The organism is Ruegeria sp. SCP11 (genome assembly GCF_040329455.1).
In the GTDB taxonomy this organism is placed as follows: domain Bacteria; phylum Pseudomonadota; class Alphaproteobacteria; order Rhodobacterales; family Rhodobacteraceae; genus Ruegeria; species Ruegeria atlantica_E.
Genome location: NZ_JBDZYG010000009.1, coordinates 116097 through 139021, shown reverse-complemented (window position 1 = coordinate 139021; position 22925 = coordinate 116097). Strand labels below are relative to the sequence as shown.

18 protein-coding genes are annotated in these 22925 nt (G+C 53.0%); 6 read left to right on the top strand and 12 right to left on the bottom strand.

The features are described from left to right. Positions 1–79: 79 nt before the first annotated feature. The 3 genes from ABLN94_RS15280 to ABLN94_RS15270 all read left to right on the top strand — a co-directional run bounded on the left by ABLN94_RS15280 (position 80) and on the right by ABLN94_RS15270 (position 4469). The gene (locus tag ABLN94_RS15280) at positions 80–469 is read left to right on the top strand and encodes a MerR family transcriptional regulator (protein ID WP_352993699.1); all 390 of its coding nucleotides are present in this window, start codon (positions 80–82) and stop codon (positions 467–469) included. Positions 470–670: 201 nt separating this feature from the next. Then, entirely contained in the window at positions 671–874 is a 204-nt protein-coding gene (locus tag ABLN94_RS15275; RefSeq protein ID WP_352993697.1) for a hypothetical protein, read from the top strand. Positions 875–1100: 226 nt separating this feature from the next. Continuing rightward, positions 1101–4469 (top strand): DEAD/DEAH box helicase family protein, encoded by a 3369-nt coding sequence (locus tag ABLN94_RS15270; RefSeq protein ID WP_352993695.1) that lies wholly within the window; start codon positions 1101–1103, stop codon positions 4467–4469. On the opposite strand, the gene ABLN94_RS15265 is transcribed toward ABLN94_RS15270, so the two are convergent. The 4 genes from ABLN94_RS15265 to ABLN94_RS15250 are packed head-to-tail and all read right to left on the bottom strand — an operon-like array spanning position 4466 to position 9830. After that, positions 4466–6295 (bottom strand): TniQ family protein, encoded by a 1830-nt coding sequence (locus ABLN94_RS15265; protein ID WP_352993694.1) that lies wholly within the window; start codon positions 6293–6295, stop codon positions 4466–4468. The two genes, ABLN94_RS15270 and ABLN94_RS15265, sit on opposite strands and share 4 nt — an antisense overlap. Next, positions 6267–7247, bottom strand: coding sequence for a TniB family NTP-binding protein (locus tag ABLN94_RS15260; protein ID WP_352993692.1), 981 nt, complete (start codon positions 7245–7247; stop codon positions 6267–6269). The genes ABLN94_RS15265 and ABLN94_RS15260 overlap by 29 nt, the downstream gene beginning before the upstream one ends. Then, complete coding sequence (locus ABLN94_RS15255) at positions 7228–9180, bottom strand: Mu transposase C-terminal domain-containing protein (RefSeq protein WP_352993690.1); 1953 nt, start codon at positions 9178–9180, stop codon at positions 7228–7230. Before ABLN94_RS15255 ends, ABLN94_RS15260 begins: the two co-directional genes overlap by 20 nt. Then, complete coding sequence (locus ABLN94_RS15250; protein WP_352993688.1) at positions 9177–9830, bottom strand: hypothetical protein; 654 nt, start codon at positions 9828–9830, stop codon at positions 9177–9179. Before ABLN94_RS15250 ends, ABLN94_RS15255 begins: the two co-directional genes overlap by 4 nt. 121 nt (positions 9831–9951) lie before the next feature. Between ABLN94_RS15250 and ABLN94_RS15245 the strand changes: the two genes are divergently transcribed. Beyond that, on the top strand, positions 9952–10779 hold the full coding sequence (locus ABLN94_RS15245; protein WP_352993686.1) for a hypothetical protein: 828 nt from the start codon (positions 9952–9954) through the stop codon (positions 10777–10779). A 358-nt stretch (positions 10780–11137) separates the two neighbouring features. Then, a complete protein-coding gene (locus ABLN94_RS15240) occupies positions 11138–11788 on the top strand; it encodes a sce7726 family protein (RefSeq protein WP_352993684.1) in 651 nt (216 codons plus the stop codon). Here the strand turns inward: ABLN94_RS15240 and ABLN94_RS15235 are convergent. The 5 genes from ABLN94_RS15235 to ABLN94_RS15215 all read right to left on the bottom strand — a co-directional run bounded on the left by ABLN94_RS15235 (position 11785) and on the right by ABLN94_RS15215 (position 17954). Beyond that, positions 11785–13005, bottom strand: a complete 1221-nt coding sequence (locus ABLN94_RS15235) for a beta family protein (protein WP_352993682.1) — start codon at positions 13003–13005, stop codon at positions 11785–11787. The genes ABLN94_RS15240 and ABLN94_RS15235 overlap by 4 nt on opposite strands. A 1-nt stretch (position 13006) precedes the next feature. Further along, entirely contained in the window at positions 13007–13570 is a 564-nt protein-coding gene (locus ABLN94_RS15230) for an ImmA/IrrE family metallo-endopeptidase (RefSeq protein WP_352993680.1), read from the bottom strand. Continuing rightward, a complete protein-coding gene (locus ABLN94_RS15225) occupies positions 13567–14208 on the bottom strand; it encodes a hypothetical protein (RefSeq protein WP_352993678.1) in 642 nt (213 codons plus the stop codon). The genes ABLN94_RS15230 and ABLN94_RS15225 overlap by 4 nt, the downstream gene beginning before the upstream one ends. Positions 14209–14861: 653 nt before the next feature. After that, on the bottom strand, positions 14862–17279 hold the full coding sequence (gyrB, locus tag ABLN94_RS15220) for a DNA topoisomerase (ATP-hydrolyzing) subunit B (protein ID WP_170491156.1): 2418 nt from the start codon (positions 17277–17279) through the stop codon (positions 14862–14864). A gap of 102 nt (positions 17280–17381) precedes the next feature. Then, the gene (locus tag ABLN94_RS15215; protein ID WP_352993677.1) at positions 17382–17954 is read right to left on the bottom strand and encodes a TetR/AcrR family transcriptional regulator; all 573 of its coding nucleotides are present in this window, start codon (positions 17952–17954) and stop codon (positions 17382–17384) included. 99 nt (positions 17955–18053) lie between these two features. Here ABLN94_RS15215 and ABLN94_RS15210 point away from each other — a divergent pair, with 99 nt between their 5' ends. Beyond that, positions 18054–18620 (top strand): carboxymuconolactone decarboxylase family protein, encoded by a 567-nt coding sequence (locus ABLN94_RS15210; protein ID WP_352993676.1) that lies wholly within the window; start codon positions 18054–18056, stop codon positions 18618–18620. Here the strand turns inward: ABLN94_RS15210 and recF are convergent. From recF to dnaA, 3 genes are all read right to left on the bottom strand, one after another. After that, positions 18617–19714 (bottom strand): DNA replication/repair protein RecF, encoded by a 1098-nt coding sequence (gene recF / locus ABLN94_RS15205; RefSeq protein WP_352993674.1) that lies wholly within the window; start codon positions 19712–19714, stop codon positions 18617–18619. The two genes, ABLN94_RS15210 and recF, sit on opposite strands and share 4 nt — an antisense overlap. A gap of 39 nt (positions 19715–19753) precedes the next feature. Further along, on the bottom strand, positions 19754–20875 hold the full coding sequence (dnaN, locus tag ABLN94_RS15200; RefSeq protein ID WP_352993672.1) for a DNA polymerase III subunit beta: 1122 nt from the start codon (positions 20873–20875) through the stop codon (positions 19754–19756). Positions 20876–21105: 230 nt separating this feature from the next. After that, complete coding sequence (gene dnaA, locus ABLN94_RS15195; protein ID WP_352993670.1) at positions 21106–22503, bottom strand: chromosomal replication initiator protein DnaA; 1398 nt, start codon at positions 22501–22503, stop codon at positions 21106–21108. Positions 22504–22925 lie beyond the last annotated feature (422 nt).

The following is a 22925-nucleotide window of genomic DNA, read 5'->3' as shown; positions in this document are numbered from 1 at the left end:
TGACTAGTTGGAGTTGTCGAAGTGTCAGCCTCTCGTTTAACTTCTGTAGTCGCTACAGGATCAAGACGGGAAAACTCACATGTTTGCGATTGGGGAAGCATCCCGGCAAAGCGGTGTCGGCATTGAAACGATCCGCTACTATGAACGCGAAGGGATCGTGCCCAAACCAGAACGGGCACCGAATAACCGGCGGATGTACTCCGCGCACGATGTTGGAAGGCTTCGTTTCCTGAAAAAATGCCGTGATTTGGGCTTTCCACTAGCCGATACAAAGACGCTTCTCAGCCTGTCCGAAGGCGGCGGAGAAGATTGCCGATCAGTAAAAGAACTGGCTGAGCTTCATATCTTCAATGTGCGTGAAAAGATAAACGAGCTGAAGCGATTGGAAGCAGCGCTAAACGAACTCACAGCCAACTGCGACAGCGGGAATGTCTCTTGCCCCATCCTCTCAAAACTGCGTACCGACTAGTGAAACTTTGGGCTCAATTCGGTCATGTGCCGCATTCTGAACGAATTGCCGCTTCGGATCGCGAGACTGCAAACGCTGTATAATTGCGACTTATGTTAAATCCCAATCAGTCTCTGGATCGGGGGCAAAATCCGCAATTCTTATACGTGAGATTAAGTTCGGCCTGCGATGGTTGCCCGGTATTCTACATTAGGATTTGCCATGACTAGACCCATCAACATCGACCATTTTTTTGACGAAGAAAACAAATTCATAGCGCTGCCGGCTGGCCGAACTGCGGCCGAGAGTGCGAGAGTCGAACAAACCCGCGCTCATACCTTCTTGGAGGATGCCATTGCAGACGACTTTGAGCACCTCTTCCGCAATTTAAAAAGCCATCTTACCGCCTCAAACGCGAGGGTGTGATGCGATGGGCTGGTCTTCACCAGCCCATCGCTTCAATTCACCCAAGTCTTATCTCATACACGTCGCTCGGAATTGCAGCTCACAAATGATTGGGGACCAAGCTCGCAAAAACGATGCGAATTTCCGACAGTTTCAGGAAAACGAATGTTTCTTCCGGTGATGTCTTGAAGGACGATGCCCGCAGTATCACTATTAGACTAAGCGTCCTAAAACCAAGTCTTGTTCATTGTTTTCACTCCCTGATTGGCTGCGTTCCAAGCCAAAGCAGCTCACCGAAGCAAAACAAAAGCCCGCAAGCGAGCTTGATGCCGAACCGGTTGCGAAGGTCGGCACCAATATCGACCGGCCGGTCATCAATCTTTATCGACCCCATATCACCTCCGGGGATTGTCTGATTGTCACCGGGTATCAGGACTTCTTGTCTTCGCTGTCGATTTTGATGAAGGAATTGCCAGAGCTGAGGGATCCCGAAAACGACAGCGATATCCGGATCCGGATATCGTTCGGGATCGACACAGCGAATACCAAAAGGCTGACCAACCCCAAACCAGTCACCGAAGAAATGAAACTCTACTGGCTGGAGCGCTCCGGGCTTCAAGTGGAGGAGGATCACGATCTCATCGCGGTGCTGGCAAAACACGCCATCAAAACCGGGAAAATTGATCTGCGTGTCTTCGATCCGGAGCTCGCCAAACGCAAGTTGGGGATATCTGGGGATCGGCGGCTACACTCAAAAATCGTCAGCTCACCAAAAGGTGCCGTCGCCGGATCCGCAAATTTTTCCTACTCAGGGCTCTACAGAAACATCGAGTATGCCGATGACCTGGATGCGGGCACTCATGAACTTCAGGTCGAGCGCACAGAAGCCGCTGAGCAGGCTTGGGATGTGTCTGTCGATTGGAATACCGAAGCGCTGGAAATACTCGAAAAGCTTATCAAACCGGTGACCGCTGAAGACGCGATGGCGCGAACTATCTCGGAGCAAAAGGGGTTTGGACCCTGGCTGACTGGCGCCCGAAAAGAGATCACGAGCCATACGCTGTTTGGGTATCAACAGGAGCTGACCTATGAGGCGTGTTCCATCGTCTATGACCATGGGATTGCCTTTGTAGAAGCGCCAACCGGTTCGGGAAAGACAGAGATCGGCTGTCACCTGGCTGAAGCATTGTCAGAAACATTCTCGGAAGTTGTACCCCGCTCCCCCGTCCATGGCGTTGCGCGAAAAAATGCAGCTGTAATTGCCCCGCCCAAAGTTATTCCCAGTTGGCGCAAGTACTCGACAAACTCGCTCCAACCTGTCGCAAATAGCAAACTTGCCAAACAACACCTCCGCGGCGCGGGCGATGAAGAAAAATCTGGGCTCAGGCTCGATCAGTTTGGCATTCTGATAATCGATGAAAGCCACACAGTTACTCCGGGCTTTGAACAAGCATCTCAAATGGCCTCAGCCATCGAACTTGCCCCGCCAAGCTGGAATGTCTGTCTGTCGGCAACGCTGCTCGGGAACCGGGATGTCGACTGGTTGACCCATATGCAGGAGAAGCGGGCGTCCATTTTCATGACCCCAACCTTCATTCAGGCCATGGGTGAGTTGTTCGAGCGCGAAACCCACGTTCCCAAGGATATCTTCAACCAGGATACACAACTGGCCGTTTTGTCAGAACCTGACACGACGCTCACGCGAGAGGCTCGCACCGAACTCGCTCAACTTGTTTCGCCGTTTCTGACACGCAGACAAAGGCGATGCATTGGCGAGGACGAAGATCCCAAGAAGCACAGTTACCCGAAACTTGAAAACCACGGGCGCCCGAAGAAACTTAAGGTGACAAAGCCTCAGCAAACGCGCCTGGATGAGATTGTGGCACTCTGCAAAGAACTTGCGCCTGGCGGTAGGGTGACCGCTGTCGAAAAAAGCCGGTTCGGGCACGTCAGCACGCAACAAAGCACGCAAGACCAACTCTACATCCGCAACCTTTTGAACATTCTGCGCGTGAGCTCCGCCCAGGCCAATTGGGAGATGTCTCATGGAGCAATCGGCAAATCGCTTCGCGACTTCGAGCGTGGTGGGAAATCGAAGAAAAAGGTATCCCACCGCGACCAGTCCGACATGTTCGCAGCATTGGGAATAGAAGCGCCTGAACCCACAAAGAAATGCGACGCTCTAAACCAAAAACTGGGTCTCAGTGCTCTCAAGGAGCTTGATGAAAAGCGGTATGAGGCGTGCCTGAGAATACAAAATGAAAAAGATAGGGTCGTCTTTCTCGCAGAACGGACGGACACACTCGAGATTTTTGCAGAAGCACTGTCGCGCAGAGGCCACCACACCAACTATGTCGTGGGAAACCAAACCAAGGGTGAAGATCGCGCCGTGAAGGCGATCTTTGGAGGTGGCCCCGACAGCTTCAAGCGTATCACACAGGGCAAGTCCGTTGAGTCTTACTTCCGACCTGGAGGAAAGAACGAACCAAAAGGATCTGCCTCGGTTTTTCTGACTTACAAGATGGCTGAAGGTATCAACCTTCAGTCGTCAGACACGCTGGTGTTGCTTGGCCTGACCTCGAACCTGAAAGAGCTCATCCAAGGTCTGGGTAGGATCGACAGGATCGATAGTGAGTTCGGGGTCGTCAATTACCACCTTATTGATGTGCCAGTAGGTCAGTTTGCATCTGACGAAAAAATCGCCCAGCGCATAGAGAACTATAAAACTTTGGCTGGGGAAGAGCTACTCGACGCCGTCTTAGAAGAAAGCACCGAAGATGCAGAACTGATCCTCGGTAGTGTTGTTGAATATCTGCGATCCCCACGGCGGCTTCGCGACAATAACTTTCACGACGTACTGGAACGCACCAAGCAAACGATCCCCGAAGACCGCTACAAACTCATCGACAAGGCCAAAATCCAAGGCACCTGGGGCGCCGAGTTGGCGCTCCTATCGGCCCGTGAGAAATTCACGGCGCTACATCTCAAAGGACTTAGCAAGAGCAATAGCTTCTTTCCGCCTCGCCTGCTGCTTCTTAAGGATACTACGCCAGGCCTTATATTGGAACGCGACCAGCTAGCCTGCGTCCAATCGCTGGAGACTGCATACGAACGGACCAGAAGCCTTGGCATGGAGCACGCCCACATGTCTCTGGAAGATCTCTCCGAAGCGCTAGAGACGATTTCAGAGCAGATCGGCAAGCTGACCGAGTGGGACTTGCGCCCCGCTCGCGTTGAGAGCCTTATGAAAGCTTGCGCCGAGTTCATGGGACGCAAAGGTGGTGTCGAACTCAGTGATCAAGAGTGGTTTGGCCATCTGTCACTGCCTGCCGTGGAAATGGTGTGCGAGGCGTGGAGCCGTGAGCTTGATCCCTTCTGGGAACAAGCGAAACACGAAGTGCGTGACAGCTTCGCCTATGAGGATCTTCCCAAGGGGTACATCGCGCTTCAGGTTATCCTGGAAAAGCTCGAAAGCGATCATCAGGCATCCGCTGAGATCCATGAAAAGATGGTCCGGGTCATCGAGGAAGCTGAGCAGGTTTCACGCGACCACGAACCCGCAATTGGACAGCGCATTTCAGTGGTGTTCTTTTCGGATGGTGCAGGCGAGCACTAGGCGGCCTCAGACAGCAGCGAAGCCAGGTCACTTAGTTTTACTAAGTGACCTCGCGTAGTCGTACCTTCAATTTGCGCACCATGGGTCTCAATCCCTTTGCTCTCAAAATCAGACAGGAGCTTTCGGGACGTAGTTCCTCTTGACCTAGCCAGTGTAGCTACGGGCATGTACTCGCTTTGAAAGATCGCAAGCTGCTGAGGTCTAACCAAGAAAGACTCGCTTGGGCCATGCGGAACTTTGCGTGATCCGAGCAGACCCAGCTTGCACCAGTGAGTTACAGCCTGGGCCTTCCAGCCCGTTAACTTCGCGACATCATTTGCGGTCCAGTCTTTTGATAACCGCTGCGTCCCCAGTTCGCGGTCGATGTCGGAAACTGAAAAATGAAACTCTCCAAGTTGCATGTTTTCTTCCGCAACAACAGGTTTGATAACGCCTGTGGAGATTTTCTGAAGAACATGCATCAAAGCAGCTCGATCAGTTGTGCGCCTCAGGTTGAGCTGATTGAACGGTATAGTTTCTCCCGCTTGAACTTGAGTGCAGTTTCGAATGTTTGTTGTGAGTTCTTTTAGGCTTTCACTGTCAATGCAACCATCAACAAGTGGAGGACGGTATTCAGCAGCAACCTCGTGGATCAATTCTGACGCGCGAAGCAGATCAAATTGCTTTCTTGTAACACCAAGGTAGTCTCTGGCCTGCAACCCATCCCAATACCGCTTCCTATCCAGATAGATGTTCGAAATTTCGAAGCGTGGAATCATCGTATGCCGGTGCCCATACCCGCTACGGGCTTGCTTTCCGGCAATTTGACCTGACTGAACCTCAGCCACCAAGCGCTGTGCAGAAATTCCCAGTTCCTTGGCCGCTTGTTTAGCCGAGACCCATTCCCGAGCTTGCAACGGCGTTAGCTTTCCCAGGTAGGTTCCCTTGAACTCGGTTGAAGCAGCACGCGACACTGCATCTCTGAAAGGCTGATACGCATCATCTTCGAACTTCATCAGTCTTTGATACCAGCTTCCGAGCATGGACGGCACAGAGTTGGATTCTGAATTTCCTGCCAGTATCAACCCTCGAACGTGTTCTTCGAACCCATTTGGCCAATGTTCAAATACAGTTGCCAACGGCTCAACTAGTTCCAACGAATCTGCGACGCTTTTGGGTGTTTGTGTTTTCCCAGATTTGCCCGTGCGGTTCTGAGTGAAACCACTCGCAAGGAAGTTAATAAAAACGCCAATGTCTGTTGGGATCTGACGCCCTCCTGCAAGGTCAAGAAACCGCTCACCAACTGTTGAATCTCCCGCAATCAAGGCGGAGATGATCACTTCGTGATCCTTTGCTGCCACCCGCGGGAAATTGGAGTAGCTAAAACCACAACCGCATTTATCAAAGCCGCCGGACGTCGGACGCAGTGTCGCCTTGCAGACAGGACAAACATCTTGAAGTCGTGTTTTGTGATGGTGACAGGCAGTCACCAAGTAGTGACGCCAAGTTTGTTGAAAGGGTAGGCCATCGGCAAGACATGAAGGGCAAATCGGATCGCTATGATGCCGCTCGAAGCGCCAGTTTAAGCTGGGTGACTCAGGGTTGACAGAAGGGGAAATAGCAACCAACAAACCATTTTCTAAGCCCATCTCCTGCTCTAATTGCTCGATGTTCTCGACTAGAATTCGCCCATACTTCCGCCGGAACCGTGTCAAAAATTCAGAGACATCTCTGTATCCATTTACGTGGGCTACGCGGCGCAAGTATCCGATAAGGCTCTCGCCTTTCATTGGTGGTACTGAAAACAAACCCGGCACCTCATACACCTCGCATAATCGCAAGCTCATGCGACGTCATAGGCTCTACTTCGAGACCAGCATCTGCCATGACTCTGATGTATGACCTGATCAACTCAGTATCCGATGGTGGTTCTTCTAGAAAAAACGACTGATACGGATCTCGCTCCAGACCTGAATCCGTCGCTGCCCTGGCAATCGTTTTGGTGCTGTATGGTAAATTTTGGTCACCCAACGCAAGGGGCGCGCGCAGCACTTCCAACGCCACCGGCACACGCCCGCCGGAAGCTCCGTACAATCGCCGCACCATATCATCTTGGTCAAACTCCAAAAGGATGCCGGACTTCTCAAGACAATCGAAGGCAGCAAAGATTGCATCGCAGAACGCGATACGATCAGCTTCAACGCTCCACCAATAGGGGTTCATTCGAATGGTGTTCAAACAGCGCCCCGCAAACTGCTCGTTGCTGTCCATAACTGCTTCGAACATTGGCAACCCAGCCAAAATCAGAGTGACCGAGGTTTCATCAACAATGGTCTTGAAGTGATCAGCGGCTTGTCGACGCGAGTGCCTAGTCAGAGTTTCGGCGCAATGGTTCACTTCGTCGATAATAATTGTCTGAATGCCGTGCTCAACCACGAGCCGAAAGAGACGTTCTCGAATTTGGGCAGGTCGCTCTCGTTCTAAGAAATCAAAGCCCATGCTTCGCAAGCAGGAACCGTAATAATCCCGCTCGGAAGGCCGTGGCGGAAGTCGACCCAGAATGACATCTGAAGATACCAGAATAGCACTTGGGCCGTGGCGGTCATTTTCAACTTGTGCCTTCAAGTCCTTTGTCAGCTCTGTCTTTCCACATCTCGTCGGCCCCAAGATTGGTATGATCCGTCCACCCTCGGTTGCAGCAATGTTCAAAAGACGTTTTATCTCCGAGACAGCCCATTCGTGACGGCTATGTCGAATGAATGCACCTTGCAGAGCTCCACTAGTTGTTTGGTCCAGCATCTTTTCTTTCGACCCTTGGCAAGTTCCTTGATCTCGTAACCGCAAGCTTGTTGGGACCAACTGCTGAACGTATTTGGTCAATTAGTTGTGGGTCCCTTAAACTTCTGTTCTTCATTTCAGCAGCCCGTAGCTTGTCGATTGCCGCAGCGCGATTTTTTTGCATCTTTGTCTTGGGGCCTTGCTTGTATGCCCTACGCTTTTCGACCTCTGCATGGAGCTCCGCAGCCGTTTTCATTGGCCCGTTGTGTTTCGGCTTAGGCGGTCGGCATTCTCTCAGCTCACTATAAGAAAGTGCTGCCAAGTCTTTTGCTTTATTGAACGCGCGCACCAACTCGCCTGTGTGCGGATCGACCACCAAAATTTCCCTTGCATCAAGGGGAGCGTAGCGAATTTCGACGCGTTGATTTGGACCAATTCGGCGATAAAGACTTGCCAAGTCCTCAGAGTGATAGTTCATAGTCTCGAATTCGATGCCGTAGTGCCACAAGGTCCGAGTTACTGATCGGATCATCAACGCCGCTTGATGCTCGTCCAAAGACGGTGGTTCAGGCACAATGTGTTCTTTGGCCAACCTGTCCCAAGCGGCGCTTGGTGTTTCCCCTCTTTTGTAGATGTCCTGAACTCTTCGTCTTGGAGTTCTTCCATATTCATCATAGCGCCAGCGCTGCATGATCGAGTTGAATTCACTCAACGTCAGGCAGGCTTCTTCCATCGCTTTTTGTGTTCGTTTCCTGTCAGGATAAGCTTTTGACTTAGTGGCTCCTGGAAGCTGACTGACCTTGTTTCGTACTGGCAAGAACATGTTTTCAGCAAATGGTTTTTCTTGTGGTTTTTTAGGGCCCGCCCAATGACCATGGACACCGGAAACAGCGATAAACGCATCGATAGGTTCGCCCACATTTTCCGAACCCTGATCCATGACGACCATTTTCGGTATGGCTGCAATTCTTTTCCTGTTTTTAATATCGTGCTGCTCGAAAAAGTCGTCTTCGGGATAGCTGATCATCTCCTTAAGCGCCTTAGCCACATGCTCTGATGACGGTTCTGGTAAGAAAACCTGTAACGCAACAATCCAGCTAGTTGCGCAGTCAATGGCCGCACAAATCCACGGGCGCCCAATTACCTTTCCGTTATCGTCCACCAGAATTATGTCAGCCTTTGTGCAGTCCAACTCTATTCGGTCATAAGGTGCTTCTACGTGACAGAATTTTTGGGCCACTCGCATGTGCTGGCGAGCTTCGTTACTGCCCAATTGCCACTTTAGAATGTCAAGATGTGGGACTGTTTTTACAATCGCTTCGACTGCCTTACGTCCGCAGCAACCCGGCTCTATGCCATGCTCATGGCAGACGACCTGGTATTGATCGTGTGCATTGATGGATAAGCTTGTCAGATTTTGTCTGTCCGACGATGTATATTGCATTTCCAAGAGATCGAGCACTATCTCGTGGAAAACACTGTCGTACCTTGGCGTGCGATTTCCTGAGTTACTGTGCTTGGGCAAGAGTGCGTCCGGCCCGCCACATCGATACAATTTTACCCAATTCTGAACCGTCGATTGCTTCGGAAAACGATTGCCCTTGATTTTAAAGGTGGGTTCTTCTGCGAACTCGCGTTCGAGTATCGGGATGCGTTTTCCCCATTGAACGCCTTCCTCACCAAGCTTTAGTGCCTTTTCCACAATGCGTAGTCTGAGCTGAGCTACACGTGCATCGTTAGCGGTTACATTGCGAGGCAGTTTGTCGAAACCTCCACGCTGCACCAGCCCGTTGTGCACATGGTCCCGATATTCTTGCCCAGATATCTCAAAAGTTTCACCTTGCGAGTTCGAGAGCTGATATGCATCTCGCCCGGCTATCGCTCCATCAACCGCATAGGTTTCACCGTTAAATTGAATGGTGCTCTGGTGCCGCTTTTTGAGGATCTGCTTCAAAACTCGATTACCTCCAGATGTCTTCGGTCGCGGTTCGCAGTATTAAGGTGCGTGGATGGCCCAAGAGCTTCACGTGAAAAATCGAACACAAGGTAGCCATCAAGAATAAGACGAAGGATCTTCGCTTGGGGGATACCAGTATTCTCTCTTAGTTCTTTGAACGTCACACGTTGCTGTTTGAGGCTAACCATTCTGCTTGCAAGTTGAGGGGCGGTCTCTTCGGCTTGTCCTTGCAATAATAGCCAAGCATTTCGATCAACCGGCCCTTGCAACAAGTCTTCGGTTACAATGACCAAGGAGATTCCGACTTCGGCAAGAAGTGAAGGATAGACTAGGTATTCGGGTTTCTTATCTATGTGAGCGCTGTGCTTGGCGTCTAAATAGAACACCCGCCCGTCGAAAAGTTTAACCTCTAGGTCCGGTGTGTAGAGCCGTGGTTTGTACCTCCGCCCTTCATAGGCCTCTAGCGCCGCTTCTTTGTTTGCAAATGCTCTTCCGGTTCCCATATCGATTGTGCAAGGCTGTGGCTTAAGCGAGACCACACGAGGGTCGACCTGCATGCAACGAACCAGTGCTGCTTCCATTTGGCTTTCGAGCTGAATGACGCCTGGGAACTTGACACCAGACATTTTGCCAGCGCGTTTTTTCATTCCGCGCTTGTGAACGCGTCGGGCCGTCGGGGGTGCGTGTCGATCTATCCTCATATGGGCTCTATACATGCATCCATTCGCATTGGCAATGGGCTCAATGCGAATAAAATGATTGCGACTGATGATGACTGAAGACGAATTTCAAGATTTGGCCAAAACCGAAAACTGGATTGCCCTCGGAGCCTGGCTCAACCACGTCGTTCAAGAAAGCGAGACATATGGTTTCGAGTTTCCTGACGACGCGCTTCAAAGTGTAGCCGAGATCAGAGGCACAAAGCCTGCGAGCCTTCGCAATCCAATGTCTGCGGCAAAATGGTTGAAAAGTAACCGGCCTGATCTTTTTGATTCAAAGCCCGACTGGCTGGCGATGATGCAAGTGATAATGCTTTCAAGGATTGATCGGTATGACCCGAAGAAAGCCCACGAGATTGCAGATGCAGTTCTTTCAGGCGAGCTATCACAGGCCGAAACCAAAGCTATTCTTGATCAAGCCCGATTAGCGGAAAAGCCGGCAGTTGTCGTAGCGAGGGGCGGCTTCGGCGGCCAGAAAAGAGCGCGAGATTTCGCGTCAAATGCCAAGAAGCTAATAAAGCAGAACGCAAACGATGTCTTTGATACAAGAAAAACTCTGACTGTCCGTGAAGGCCGTACATTCGAGCCTCTCGCCACAGATTTAATCGTTTACGAGGGTTCGCAACCTTTTGCTGCGATTGAAATACGAGGGCCTCGCAATAGGATTGATCCAGGGTATTTGATCGACCAACTGGCTAGAGCAGCGCTTCTTTTAAGGAAGGTTCCCGAAGTTCTTTATATTGTTCCCGAGAAATCTGAGTACAAGTTAGACGAACTGGTTGCGATACGCGACAAGCTAGAAATCGAGGGTATTAAGTTTGGGACACTGCCGGAAAAACGTTCGCTAACGCCGGGTGATCTGCAACTTGCAAAATAAGGCATCTATGGTTTGACACTCAAACAAACGCTGGAGATTTTCATAACTCAGAGAAATACCAAAATAGGAACTGGTCATGTGAAGCAGCTGCGCCAAGATCAGCGATGAGCAAGAAGCAGATTTTTTTGAATTTTCGCGGACGGCTAAGAGCTGCCATTCCTGCTTTACTCGCATGCGACCGTTGTAAGCGCTAATGTTGGCAATGGGTGTCAGGCAAGTTGCTTGGGCATTTCTTGTACACCTTTTTAGTTGCAGACAAACAAGGGGTGAGTGATGAACAAATCCAAGATTGATCCCAACTGCTTTGTACTCTATTTGTTCCACCACATATTTTGCCGGCATGAGCCATAGAGAAAGCATGAAAGACAATCTTGACCTCGCACAGGATTCCTACGCCACCGAAGTCCAAATTCGGACTGCCTTGGTGCGCCGTTTGGTAGCCGACGCTAGATCTAAGAACAGCATACTCGCAGCGGAAGCCGTATACGGTTTTGAAAATCGAAGAGCCGACTTACTAAAACTGGATGAGTACAGCCATGCTTTTGAAATAAAATCTGACTATGACAACACTTCGAGGTTGCCGGGACAATTAGCCGAGTATTCGAAAACCTTCGATTTTGTAACCGTGGTTACAACACACAGATTGCTGCCCAGCGTGCGGGAGATAGCCCCCAGGAAAGCTGGGTTAATGGTGTTTGATGGACAGACAGTGAACCACGTGCGAAAGCCGACCATTAACAAACAGCTTTCGAAGTTCCATTTGGCAAGCGGGACTACTAAAGCGCGACTGCTAAGTGCTTTGCCTGCCTCACAGCGGCGCAAAGGTGTGACTGAAGTTCGTACCGAGGCAGCCAAGCGGTTGAACATAACAGCACTAAGAAACATGTTCCGTTCGGAACTGGAAGAAAGGTTCGCAGAAAGCTCTGCTGCTTTCTTTTCAGAGACCGACGCCCAAATTGCCGCCGAAGACCTACTTCTTCTACGCCGTAGTTCCCGACTGTTCACCTAAATTGGATCACAGCCGAAATACTTCAGCACCTGAGAGATGTGGATTTCCATCCGAACTGAAATCCAATGAGAAGGAGAATTACTTCCAACCGCGCCTCCAGCTGCGGCAATAATCTCATCGTTGCCCCAACTTGCAGTCACTGTCTGGTAGTATGGCGCCAATCCCATGACTTTTGTAGCGACTGATTGGTAGTGTACTGAGTAAGGAGCCAAGACGTTCTTGGTCTTCTTTTCCCCCTTCACCACAACTTCTTTCGTACCGACAACCTTTCTCTTCTCGCGAAAATAATATGTGTGCATCCCATCGTGCCGAGAAACAAAGTCAATCCTTGGACGCCAGCCTTGCGTGATAATAATCTCATCGTTTCGAATTGGGTTAATAGACCCGTAATCCCCATACTTCACGCCAGTGTGGGTTTTCTTGACTTCTTCATAGAGGTAAATTTCTTCGACACGAAAAATGTCGTGTTCCTCATCCCCAACATCAGTCACCGATTTCGGAAATGACGTTGCCAGCACGACGACCTCTACATCTCCTAGTTCTGCGTAGATAGAACTAATGACTTGTGCTGTGCGCTTGGCATGAACCAAACCGTTGCCGGGACGAACGTATTCATGGTCCAGAATAATGAAAAAGCGCCCCCCTTCATTTCGAAAAGCATCTATCTCAGGCTTTAGCGAGAGCAGGTCGAACAGAAACTCATCATCCTCGGTAACCGCAACGCGATACGCAATCTCTTTGAAACCCTTGGAGAACGCCGAGAACTGAGCCTTAAGGTCGGACACATATTTTGCCTCATCGTCGTCTTCAGCGGGGTTCACGAGGAGTGTTGGTTTTAACTTTAGTCCTTCTTTCCGACGATCAAAAACAAACCTTGTCCATTTTTCGTATCCGTTGGCTGAGTTCCCAAGTGCCTCGATCTCTGCACAGCTCAAGCTAGGTTCGCGGGTGAGATCAAGAAAGAACCAGTCGCAGTCTCTCATCGCCTCAAGAGATGACTGCCAATTACGCTCGAAACCGTATACGCCGAATGTTGATAACAGTTGCTCGGCCGTGAGCGGTTTCCCGGCTTTGTCCTTTCCGGCGTTTCTCTTCTTTTTTCCTCGGGAAAGTTCCACAATCGGGGTGACAACTGAACGGCGCTGGCTATTCAGGTTCCGCCACGCTCTTTTTTCGGCATCGGCAGTTTTGAAAAGAAGGAAATAGTTCTCGTCCAAATTAAACTCCGTGCCCTTTCATGCCGAGGTTCTTCGCCCGATACCGCAGTGCCAGTGGAGAAACTCCGAAACGTTTAGCAAGTTCCGAAACATCGCCTTGAGTTCTACGCACCTCCTCCCGGAAATGGTCTTCTGGCATGAGCAAGGCAGCCGCGAATGAGTTCGCTTGATACTCTAAGTGGTTTCGCTCATCTGACCGGTGAAGGATTCGTTCGCCTTGCTCCAACCCGTTCAAATTCTCTCGATGCAATTGGTAGTGAGCAAATTCATGAGCCATCGAAAAACGCTGCCGTGTACGGCTGTGTTTTGAGTTTACGCCAATCTCAAAGTGGTTTGGCGTAGTTTCCTTGATGTAAGCATCAATTCCGTCTGGTAGAGGTTTTTTCTTGAGCGACAAATAGGGGTTTGCCTCTATGAGCCGCTCAATATCAAGCTCCACCCCGTCAATCAGATTGTGGCGAATGCAATATTGTATCACGCGCTCAGTAGTGTCGAGCGCGTCAACCTCAAGATCAGGCAGGGAGGGAACAGGTCTATTGATCGGCCTTTTCGGAGCTTTTCTCATTCGTAAATCTTTCCGTTATCCTGATCTGCGTCATCACCTTCAAGGTATCGTTCAAATTGAGCCTGTAGTTGCTCAACGTCTCCCCGCAGGCCATCAAAGCCAGGCACCAACTTTTCGTATACCTGCCTTTGCAATTCTTCGGTGGCCTTAGTATCGTCTTTAACAATATCTTGCAGTGCGGTCTTCGCAGCCTCATACGAAATTGCATTCAGGGCGTCTTGAATGATGGGGTCTGCATCCTTCGTTCTGAAGAAATACGGAATTTCTTTTTCGACTTCCTCTGAAATAGCTTGTTTGTTTGAGCTTCGAATGACTGTAAACGCGAGCCACGATATCAATGCTTGAACTGCAACGAGCACAGCTACCAAAGTCGAATAGAATCCGCTGACTGCGCCCAAATATGTCTCTTCATCCCAATCACTGCCATAAAAGCAATACGTGAATCGATCATAGAAACGTGTCTCAGAAACCACCCTGCATGTCGCGTCAGATACGAACGAAAAATCGACAATGTGGGTTGCAAATACAAAGAGAATTGCGATCACCGCAACAGCCGTAGATACGGCCACCAACAAGTATCCCCAAAAAATGCCAACGGGCTTGTGCGGTTTGTCAGCGTCTTTCGAGGTTTGCGTCATACTAGGTGACTCTCAGTATTTGATTAATCATACAATATTAGGTCCGCCAGAAAGGCGGACTTCGTCGCCTTGTTCAGCTGAGCCAACATAGGCCACACGCTAAACGTGTTCAATTGCAGTTATTTGCACTTTCGACCCATTCGTACTCTCTTTAGAGATGTATGCGTTCAACAAGCGAATTTAACTGGTGCGCCTGCGAAAAATCATGACCAGTATTTCCGTTTACACGTGTGTTACCCGTCCAACCCATCCCTAGTGCTGAATTCAATGGGTATTCATCGTCACTCGCTCGGGTAGAACTATTCGAGGAACCCTTAGTCGTCAGGCAGGCGCGCAGATTCCCAAATGAAAGTCACTCTGATCGACGAAACAGGGTGGTCATGTTTGGCCCTGCCGCATGAGCGGCTTCGCCCCTTTTTCCACTCTAGCAGGTTCAAAAAAGTTCAGTATTGAATGTCTACTTCGGGCTGGGAAGCAGCTTCGGAAAACCTTTACAAGAACTACGAAGTTGGCGTGGAGTCGGCCAAGATTTGGGCCTTTAGATAAGGAGATCCGAGGTCCAGAAACAATTGAGAGTTACTGCGCCCAAGGTTTTGGGCCAAAGATGCAAATCTTTAGGCGAAATGCAAAGCTATGGGCGCACCTACAATAACTTAGAAATCCAGGTTCTCGACGCTCAGCGCGTTTTGCTGGATAAACTCTCGGCGCGGCTCGACAACATCGCCCATCAGTTTGGTGAACAGGTCGTCGGCCTCGACCATATCATCCACGCGCACTTGCAATAGCGTGCGGGCGTCCGGGTCCAGCGTGGTTTCCCAAAGCTGATCAGGATTCATCTCGCCCAGACCTTTGTAGCGTTGCAGGGAAAGACCTTTTTCGCCCTCTTCCAAAATGGCGCGCAACAGATCCAGCGGGCCGTGGATGACCTGCGACCGGTCGCGGCGAACCAGCGTTGCAGGTGTGTTGTAGACCTCTTGCAGGCTTTGGGTGAAACTGCCGGTTTTCCGGGCCTCGCCCGAACGCAGCATCGGGCCGTCCAGCGTGCGCACCTCTTCCACACCGCGCAGGATGCGGGCCAGACGGATACCGTGATCCTGCGTGATCCGGCCCTGCCAGCCGCGCTCATATTCCAGCGCGATCAAGTCGAGACGGGCTGCGACCTTATCGGCCACGCCTTGCAGGTCGGCATCTACCGCGCCGGGTACAAAGGCCCCTGCCACTGCGGCCTGCTCCAGAATGTGACGCGGGTAATGGGTCGGGAAGGCGTCCAAAACACGCTTCAATTGGCGCGCTTCGTCGACCACACGGGTCAGATCCTGACCAATGATCTCTTCGCCCGAACCCAGTTTCAGCACGGCCCCTTCAACGCCCTGATTGATCAGATAATCATCCAGAGCGGCCTGATCTTTTAGGTAAACCTCTGATTTGCCGCGCGAAACCTTATATAGCGGCGGCTGCGCGATGTAGAGATATCCACCCTCGATCAGCTCCGGCATCTGCCGGTAGAAGAAGGTCAGCAGTAGCGTCCGGATGTGTGCGCCGTCCACGTCCGCATCGGTCATGATAACGATCTTGTGGTAGCGCAGCTTTTCGATGTTGAACTCATCGCGCCCAATACCGGTGCCTAGCGCCATCACGAGGTTGCCGATCTCCTGGCTCGACAGCATCCGGTCAAATCGCGCCCGTTCAACGTTCAGGATTTTACCGCGCAGGGGCAGAACGGCCTGGGTCAACCGGTCCCGACCTGTTTGGGCCGACCCACCAGCCGAGTCCCCCTCGACCAGGAAGACTTCGGTTTTGGACGGGTCTTTCTCGGAACAATCTTTCAGCTTCCCGGCCAGATAGTTCACATCCATCGCCGTCTTGCGGCGTGTCAGTTCGCGGGCCTTACGAGCAGCCTCACGCGCCAGCGCTGCCTCGATGATCTTACCGACGATCCCTTTGGCTTCATTGGGATTTTCTTCAAACCACTCGGCCAGTTTTTCGTTCATCAGACCTTCGACTGCCGGACGCACCTCGGAGCTGACCAGCTTGTCCTTGGTCTGAGACGAGAATTTCGGGTCGGGTACCTTGACCGACAACACGCAGGTCAGACCTTCTCGCGCATCATCGCCGGTGAAACTGACCTTTTCCTTCTTCGCGATTCCGCTGGATTGGGCATAGTTATTGATCGTCCGGGTCAGAGCGCCCCGGAAACCCGCAACGTGCGTCCCGCCATCGCGCTGCGGGATGTTGTTGGTGAAGGGCAGCACCGTCTCATGGTAGCTGTCATTCCACCACATCGCGATCTCGACGCCGATATCGTCGCGCTCGCCCTTGATATAGATCGGCTCGGGCATCGCAGGCGTCTTGGAGCGGTCGAGGTATTTGACGAATTCCTTGACGCCGCCTTCATAGAACAGCTCGGTTTCCAGCCGTTCTGCCGGACGTTCATCGATCAGGATGATGCGCACGCCCGAGTTCAGGAAGGCGAGCTCGCGCAGTCGTTTTTCCAGCGTTTCGAACGAGTATTCCAGATTCGAGAACGTATCTGTCGAGGCCAGAAAACGCACCTCGGTCCCCGTCCGATCACCACACTCACCAACGACTTTCAAATGTTCGGCTGTCTCGCCGCCCTCAAAGCGCGCGACATGTTCCTTGCCCGCGCGCCAGATGCGCAGTTCCAGCCAATCCGACAGCGCGTTTACCACCGAAACACCCACACCGTGCAGACCGCCCGACACTTTGTAAGAGTTGCTGTCGAATTTCCCGCCAGCGTGCAGCTGGGTCATGATGACCTCGGCGGCCGAGACACCCTCTTCGGGGTGAATATCAACCGGAATCCCGCGCCCGTTATCGCTGACCGAGACGCTGGAATCGGCATGGATTTTAACCGTCACATGGTCGGCATGCCCGGCCAGTGCTTCGTCAATTCCGTTATCAACGACCTCATAGACCATATGGTGCAGACCCGAGCCATCGTCCGTGTCGCCGATATACATACCCGGACGTTTGCGGACTGCCTCTAAACCTTTGAGAACTTTGATGGAATCAGCGCCATATTCTTGTGGTGCCTGTGCGTCTTCGGACATGCCGTTAGTACCTATATTATTTTGGTAACTTATACGTTTTCTGGTGGGGAATGTCACGCGCTCCCCCAAGGTTTTGTGGTTCTGATTGGAGTTGTTAGCAGTTCACAGCCGATCCAGATCGGAGGCGATATCCGCTGCGATTTCTACCGCGTTCACATCGTCACGTTCCGCCGACAATCGAAGGCCAAGAAGGTCTGATTGATAGCGGGCTGCAAGGCGATCCGGATCATGATCCGGACCGATTTCCCCTGCCTTCTGGGCGCGGCGGAACAAGTCGGCAAAACAGGCCTTCATCCTGACCATATGGCTACGCGCCTGGGCAGCCAGATCATGATTTTTTGCCTGCAATTCGGCATAGGTCTTGGCAAGCATACAGGCCTTGGTCGGCAGTTCTGATGCCGCGACGACCAGACTCGGCTGGGCCTTCAATGCCCCCAAAGGACCCAACTTTTCTGCCAGTGCCGTCATATTGGCCACCCCGTCCTGTGCGTAACGCTCCAACGCCAACGCGTAGAGCGCGTCCTTTGACCCAAACGCCGCATAAAAGCTTCCGGGCTTCAGCTTCAATTCCCGCTCAAGATCTTTCAGTGACGTCCCTGCCCAACCGTGACGCCAGAAAATGTCACGCGCCTGTGAGATCAGAGCATCACGGTCGTATGAAGGTTTGCGGGGCATCGTTTCACCAATTCTTGAACGGTCACTCAAATATATACTTGAGCGATCACTCAAGAAACCCTATTTCTGTTTCATCGCGCCAGAAAAAGGAGTTCCGACATGGCCAACTTCCCGTCTCACGACCTCGAATCCGCCCCTGAAGGTTCAAAACCGTTGCTGGAGAAATCGCAGGCCGCCATTGGCCGCTTGCCCGGCCTGCACAAGGCCATGGCCGAAAGCCCGCAACATCTGGAGGGTTATCAGGTCCTGCACGGCCTGTTCCTGCAAACCGACTTTGACAATGACGAAAAAACCGTCGTCTGGCAGACGATCAACGTGGAAAACGAGTGTCATTACTGTGTCCCTGCGCACACCGGTATCGCCAAAATGATGAAGGTATCGGACGAGATCACAGAGGCGCTGCGTAACGAAACGCCGCTGCCCTCGGCCAAGTTGGAAGCGCTGCGCACCTTCACCCTGCAAGTGATGGACACCCGCGGCAACCCAACCGAAGAGCAGCTGCAGGCCTTCTTTGGCGCAGGTTATTCGCATCGCGCGGTTTTGGATGTGGTTCTGGGACTGGCACAGAAAACCATGTCGAACTACGTCAATCACATGGCCAAAACGCCGGTCGATGAGGTCATGCGGGGCTTCTTGTGGGAGCGTAAAGTCAACGAACCCGCCTAAGCTGTCACGACCGAGCTCTCATCGCCTTCGGTAACGATCAGCGTCTGGGCTCGGTCCCCCAATTCAGCAAACAGTTCAGGCCCGGTTCCTGTCATCCAGGCCTGAGCGCCCAGCGCACAGATTTCGTCATATAACGCGGCCCGCCGCTCGGCATCCAAGTGCGCGGCCACCTCATCCAGCAACACAATCGGAGGCGCGCCAACCATACCCGCCAGCGCCCGCGCGTTGGACAGGATCAGGGACACGAGCAACGCCTTCTGCTCTCCGGTCGAGCAATCCTTGGCCGGAACCCCTTTGGCCGCGAACACGCCGTACAGATCCGACCGGTGCGGCCCGACCAGTGTACGCCCCGCCGACAGATCCCGAAATCGGCTTTCGTTCAGCGCTTCACGCAGATCCTCGGCCGTTTCAGGCATCGCACCTTCGGTTTGCACCAATTCCAGATCGGCCGACGGGAAAGCGGTCTCCGCCTGCTCCTGCGCCGCGCGCAGGTGATCCAACGCCGCCAATCGCGTGGCATGGATGCGGTGACCGGTCTCGGCCATCTGCCCCTCAAGCGCCGCATACCAATGAGCGTCGCGCACTTGCTCTTTCAGCAAGCGGTTCCGTTCGCGCATGGATTTTTCATAGGTCAGGGACGCTTCGGCATGGGCGGGGTCGAAACTCAGCGCGATACGGTCCAGAAACCGTCGCCGTCCTTCGGCACCTTCGATCCACAACCGATCCATGGACGGGATCAACCACACCACCCGTGCCAGCTTGCCAAGATCGATCTGGCTCGACGCCTTGCCATCAATCCGAACCTGACGCGCCGCGCCGCCTTCGGACCAAGTTTCGATCTCAAAGTTCTGGCCTTGCGCGTTTAGTAGGCCCGACAGTTTCCAACCCAGCGCCTCGGGTCGCCGCGTCATCTCAGCCGCGCTCGCCCGCCGCATCCCGCGACCAGGCGAGAACAGCGACACCGCTTCCAGGATATTGGTCTTACCGGCCCCGTTTGACCCATGGATGGCCACCGGCCGCCCATCCAAAGACAATCGTGCCAGCTTATGGGACCGGAAATGCGAGACCGTAAGTTCGGTCAGGGTCAAGGTCATGACCCCTCCCTTTCGTTAAGGATCACCCTGCAGGGTCGATCAGACGCGCATTGGCATGACAACGTAGACCGCGCTCGGGTCATTGCCTTCGCGCATCAGGGTCGGATCACCTGCTGAGTTGAACAGGAACACAGCGTTCTCGCGATCCACCTGCGAGGCAATCTCGAGCAGATATTTCGCGTTGAACCCGATCTCGAGCCGCTCGTCGCCGTAAGCCACGGCTAGCTCTTCCTCGGCGGCACCGCTGTCGGGCGCATTCACCGACAGAACCAGCTTGTCCGCGTCCAGTTGCAGTTTCACCGCGCGCGAGCGCTCCGACGACACGGTCGCCACCCGGTCTACGGCCTGTGCGAACTCAGCAGCGTCTACTTCAAGCTGGCGCGTATTGCCCTGCGGAATCACCCGCGTGTAGTCGGGGAACGTCCCGTCGATCACTTTCGACGTCAGCGTGATGTCAGGCGTCGCAAAACGCACTTTAGTTTCGCTGACCGAGACGGCGATATCCATTTCGTCATCGTCCAGCAGCTTGCGCAACTCACCCACGGTTTTACGCGGCACGATCACGCCCGGCATGTCCGCGGCCCCATCCGGCAGATCCGCATCAATGCGCGCCAGACGGTGGCCGTCAGTAGCCACGCAGCGCAGCACTTTGCCGCCCTCGGACCCATCGGCCACATGCATATAAACGCCATTCAGGTAATAGCGCGTTTCTTCGGTTGAGATCGCGAATTTGGATTTGTCGAACAGCCGACGCAGCAACGCGGCCGAGGCGGAAAAGTTCGACTGATACTCCGAGGACGCCATGACCGGAAAATCTTCTTTCGGCAGGGTCGCCAGCGAGAAGTTCGAGCGTCCTGCTTCAACGGTCAGACGGCCCGCCGCGCTGTCAGCAGTCAGGGTCACAAGTGCCCCGTCCGGCAATTTGCGCACAATCTCATGCAGGGTCGTCGCCGCTACAGTTGTCGCGCCTGCCTTCTCGACCTGTGCGGGAGCCTTGTCGACCACCTCAATATCCAGATCGGTAGCGCGGAACATCGCCTGATCGCCTTCGGCTTCGATCAGCACGTTGGCAAGGATGGGAATGGTGTTGCGACGTTCCACAACGGATTGGGCCTGCGAGACGGCCTTGAGAAGGGTGCCGCGTTCGATGCTGATCTTCATACCCTCTATTCCTCTGACTTGCGTGCCGAAAATGGGCGGGACTGGCACGTTAGCGGTTCCACCCTGAGGCACAAGGATTTTTTATGGTTTTCTGGGTCGGAATGGCCAATGCGTCAAGGGCCGCGTGGCCGCGCGGGCACAGTTCATGTGCAACCGTGGGTTAAAGCGCACAAGAAAACACCCCGGGCGCTAGGCTCTGGGGCGTTTTCCTGAGCGGTAGGGGATAATCCTCAGGCTTCCAGCGCGCGACGCAGCATTTCCACGTCTTCCGCGATCTGACCGTCCGTCACTTTCAACTCTTCAATACGTTTGACGCCGTGCATAACGGTGGTGTGATCGCGTCCGCCAAAACGGCGCCCGATCTCGGGAAGGGAGCGACTGGTCAATTGTTTGCACAGATACATCGCCACCTGACGCGGACGGGCATAGGACCGCAGACGTTTGGGCCCGATGATGTCGGATAGGCGGATATTGTAGTAGTCGGATACTTTGCGCTGAATCTCTTCGACGGTGATCTTGCGTTCCGATGCCCGTAGAACATCGGCCAAACAATCCTGCGTCAGTTCCATGTCGATCTCGCGGCCCACCAGAGATGCAAAGGCGAACAAGCGGGTCAGCGCGCCTTCCAGCACACGAACATTGGTCGAGATGCGATGAGCCAGGAATTCCAATACGCCATCGGCGATGGTCAGGTCGGGATAAGTAGAGCTGTACTGCTGTACTTTGTTTTGGAGGATGCCCAGACGCAGTTCGTAATCGGTCGGATGCAGGTCAACGACCAGACCACATTGCAGTCGTGACTTCACGCGATCTTCCAGATCTTTGATCTCACCCGGGGCGCGGTCGGCCGAGATAATGATCTGCTTGTTCTGGTCCACCAGCGCGTTGAAGGTGTGGAAAAACTCTTCCTGAGTCGAATCCTTGCCGGCGATGAACTGCACATCATCAACCATCAACACATCGACCGAACGGAACAAATGTTTGAAATCCATCATCCGACGCTCGCGCAGGGCCTGCACAAAGCGGTACATGAACTGCTCCGCCGATAGGTACAGCACGTTGAGCTCGGGGCGCTTGGTTTTCAGCTCCCACGCGATGGCGTGCATCAGGTGAGTTTTACCAAGCCCGACCCCGCCATAAAGAACCAGCGGATTAAAGGTAACGGGACCACCTTCAGACACACGGCGCGCGGCGGCATGGGCCAGTTCGTTGGGCTTGCCGACCACGAACGTATCAAAGGTGAAACGCGCATCGAGCGGTGCCGCCTGCAGGGATTCGAGCGCGTCGCTTGTCGGCTCGGCCTGCTGAGACAAGGATTGGGGCTGAGGACTTTCCTGTACCACCGCATGTGTAGCCGCGGCTTGACTGGACGGGCGCGCGGGCGAGTTGGCCGCAACGCGAAACGCCAAGCGCTGAACCGATTCCCCTGCGGTGTTCATTTCGTACAAAATCAAGTCCGCAAAGTTCTGGCTTACGTAATTGCCCATAAAGTTGGTCGGCACCGAGAACGTCGCCACGCCGTCCTGCACCTCTTGAAGCTCCAGAGGTTCAATCCAGGTCGTGTAGTTGTTCTTGCCGATCGCCTTGAGCAGTTTGTTACGCAGTTGTCCCCATTTCTCTTGTGTCATCAAGCGCCTCACGCATCCCATTCTTTATTGGCCTGTCGGCCTTATTACTATGTCCCGGTTGCCCGGTTTTAAGCCTTCACACGCAAAAGGGTTTCCCTGCGCCAAACCAAATAGGTCTGGCGGGACTGTCCGCGAAAGTCAGCACAGCCTAACAGGTGAGCACCCAACGAAAGGGCGCCCCGTATGCTGGGTGCGCATCACAATCTAATTTTTCGACAGGGCTCAGATCCTCGGTAACCCAAAGACCATTAGCAGATCAGCAAACCGGTCAAGCCTGCTTGCCAACATTCGTTTCACGACCGTCCTGATGCCCGTCAGTTTGATCGAAAAACAGCCTGTCCCCCCAAGCGAGTGAATCGCTAAGTTAGTGGTAACAAGAGGCCTAGGCATACGGCAACGAAACTCTGATGTTGACTCGGGTC

Coding starts and splice junctions, on each gene's coding strand:
- ABLN94_RS15275 (WP_352993697.1), top strand. CDS start 671: ATGACTAGACCCATCAACATCGACCATTTTTTTGACGAAGAAAACAAA.
- ABLN94_RS15215 (WP_352993677.1), bottom strand. CDS start 17,954: ATGCCCCGCAAACCTTCATACGACCGTGATGCTCTGATCTCACAGGCG.
- ABLN94_RS15230 (WP_352993680.1), bottom strand. CDS start 13,570: ATGAGAAAAGCTCCGAAAAGGCCGATCAATAGACCTGTTCCCTCCCTG.
- ABLN94_RS15265 (WP_352993694.1), bottom strand. CDS start 6,295: ATGAGCTTGCGATTATGCGAGGTGTATGAGGTGCCGGGTTTGTTTTCA.
- ABLN94_RS15240 (WP_352993684.1), top strand. CDS start 11,138: ATGAAAGACAATCTTGACCTCGCACAGGATTCCTACGCCACCGAAGTC.
- gyrB (WP_170491156.1), bottom strand. CDS start 17,279: ATGTCCGAAGACGCACAGGCACCACAAGAATATGGCGCTGATTCCATC.
- recF (WP_352993674.1), bottom strand. CDS start 19,714: ATGACCTTGACCCTGACCGAACTTACGGTCTCGCATTTCCGGTCCCAT.
- ABLN94_RS15225 (WP_352993678.1), bottom strand. CDS start 14,208: ATGACGCAAACCTCGAAAGACGCTGACAAACCGCACAAGCCCGTTGGC.
- dnaN (WP_352993672.1), bottom strand. CDS start 20,875: ATGAAGATCAGCATCGAACGCGGCACCCTTCTCAAGGCCGTCTCGCAG.
- ABLN94_RS15245 (WP_352993686.1), top strand. CDS start 9,952: ATGATGACTGAAGACGAATTTCAAGATTTGGCCAAAACCGAAAACTGG.
- dnaA (WP_352993670.1), bottom strand. CDS start 22,503: ATGACACAAGAGAAATGGGGACAACTGCGTAACAAACTGCTCAAGGCG.
- ABLN94_RS15250 (WP_352993688.1), bottom strand. CDS start 9,830: ATGAAAAAACGCGCTGGCAAAATGTCTGGTGTCAAGTTCCCAGGCGTC.
- ABLN94_RS15210 (WP_352993676.1), top strand. CDS start 18,054: ATGGCCAACTTCCCGTCTCACGACCTCGAATCCGCCCCTGAAGGTTCA.
- ABLN94_RS15260 (WP_352993692.1), bottom strand. CDS start 7,247: ATGCTGGACCAAACAACTAGTGGAGCTCTGCAAGGTGCATTCATTCGA.
- ABLN94_RS15280 (WP_352993699.1), top strand. CDS start 80: ATGTTTGCGATTGGGGAAGCATCCCGGCAAAGCGGTGTCGGCATTGAA.